Source organism: Burkholderia sp. Bp8998 (assembly GCF_003854235.1).
Classification (GTDB): Bacteria; Pseudomonadota; Gammaproteobacteria; order Burkholderiales; family Burkholderiaceae; genus Burkholderia.
The window spans coordinates 1-1992 of the sequence record NZ_QTQF01000114.1 but is presented as its reverse complement, the minus strand read 5'-3'; the positions used below and the strand labels follow the sequence as shown (position 1 = coordinate 1992).

The following is a 1992-nucleotide window of genomic DNA, read 5'->3' as shown; positions in this document are numbered from 1 at the left end:
CGTGCCGACGTGCGACACCGACGGCAGCAGCAGGTGGTATTTCACGTCGATGATGCGCGCGGTGTTGTCCGCCCGCTCGACGAACGCGCCGATCTGCGCGAAATCGAAGATCTCGTTGCGCAGCATCGTGCTGTAGAAGCTGCCGAGGATCAGCGCGGTTTCGCGCTTCACTTCGTCCAGCACCGCCGGCAGCCCGCTCTCCGGCACCGGCTGCGCGAGCGCGCGGCGCAGCGCGAGCCATGCGCCGTTCACGCTCTCCCACGCCTCGCGCGTGAGCGCCGTGCGCACCATCCGCGCGTTCGAGCGCGCCGCCTCGATGCACGACAGCACGCTCGACGGGTTGTCGCGGTCGCGCAGCAGGTAGTCGGTCACGGTATCGGCGGCATACGCGTCGTACTTCTGACGATAGCCGTCGTCCGCGCCCGAGCTGACCAGCACCGACGACCATTCGGCCGGCGCATCCGACGTGCGCGTGAGCGCCATCCGCAGCCCGGCATCGACGATGCGCGCAATGTTCTCCGCGCGCTCGATATAGCGGTACATCCAGTAAAGACCGCTCGCAGTTCGTCCCAGAAGCATCTCGTGTCCACTCCGTCTTCGTTCGGTTCGCGCGCCGGCTTGCGGCGCGCGCGGTCGTGCCCGGCTCAGTCGGCCAGCACCCAGGTGTCCTTGGTGCCGCCGCCCTGGCTCGAGTTGACGACCAGCGATCCTTCCTGCAGCGCGACGCGCGTGAGCCCGCCCGGCGTGATCCGGATCCGGTCCGACACCAGCACGAACGGCCGCAGGTCGACGTGGCGCGGCGCGAGGCCGGCTTCGGTCAGGATCGGCGTCGTGGACAACGCCAGCGTGGGTTGCGCGATGTAGTTCGCGGGCCGCGCGCGCAGCTTCGCGGCGAACGCCTCGAGTTCCGCCTTCGAGGCGCACGGCCCGACCAGCATCCCGTAGCCGCCCGAGCCGTGCACTTCCTTCACGACCAGTTCGTCGAGATGGTCGAGCACGTATTTCAGGCTGTCGGCCTCGCCGCAGCGCCAGGTCGGCACGTTCTCCAGCAGCGCCTTGCGGCCCGTGTAGAACTCGACGATCTCCGGCATGTACGAGTAGATCGCCTTGTCGTCGGCGATGCCGGTGCCGGGCGCGTTCGCGATCGTGATGTTGCCGGCGCGGTAGACGTCCATGATCCCGGCCACGCCGAGCACCGAATCGGGGCGGAACGTGAGCGGATCGAGGAACGCGTCGTCGACGCGGCGGTACAGCACGTCGATCGACCGGAAGCCTTCGGTGGTGCGCATCGCGACGCGCCCGTCGACCACCTGCAGGTCGCTGCCCTCGACGAGGTGCACGCCCATCTGGTCGGCGAGGAACGAATGTTCGTAGTACGCGGAATTGTGGATGCCGGGCGTGAGCACGGCGATGGTCGGGTTGTCGGCATTCCCGCCCGGCGGGCACACGGCCGCGAGCGACTGCCGCAGCATCTGCGGATAGGTCTCGACCGGGCGCACCTTGACCTGCTGGAACAGCTCGGGGAAGAGCTGCATCATCGTCTCGCGGTTTTCCAGCATGTACGACACGCCCGACGGCGTGCGCGCGTTGTCCTCCAGCACGTAGAACTCGTTCTCGCCGGTGCGCACGATGTCGACACCGATGATGTGCGTGTAAACGTTCCCGGGCGGCCGGAAATCGATCATCTCCGGGATGAACGCCTCGTTGTGCGCGATCAGGTGCTTCGGCACGATGCCCGCGCGCACGATCTCCTGGCGGTGATAGATGTCGTCGAGGAACGCGTTGAGCGCCATCACGCGCTGCTCGATGCCGAGCGACAGCCGGCTCCATTCCGCGCCCGAAATGATCCGCGGCACGATATCGAACGGAATCAACCGCTCGGCGGCCTGCGCGTCGCCGTACACGGCGAACGTGATGCCTGTCCTGCGGAACACACCTTCCGCATCGTGGGCCTTCTGGGCGAGGCTTGCAGGGTTCTGCGTATCGAGCCAC

2 protein-coding genes are annotated in these 1992 nt (G+C 67.4%); both read right to left on the bottom strand.

Translation table 11 applies throughout. From position 1 onward, the window contains the following. The coding region (locus DIE06_RS37605; RefSeq protein WP_173938475.1) for an alpha-E domain-containing protein at positions 1-579 on the bottom strand (579 nt) is incomplete at its 3' end. Positions 580-644: 65 nt separating this feature from the next. Continuing rightward, positions 645-1992, bottom strand: a 1348-nt coding sequence (locus DIE06_RS37600; RefSeq protein ID WP_148094382.1) for a circularly permuted type 2 ATP-grasp protein, incomplete at its 5' end; no start/stop codon positions are given.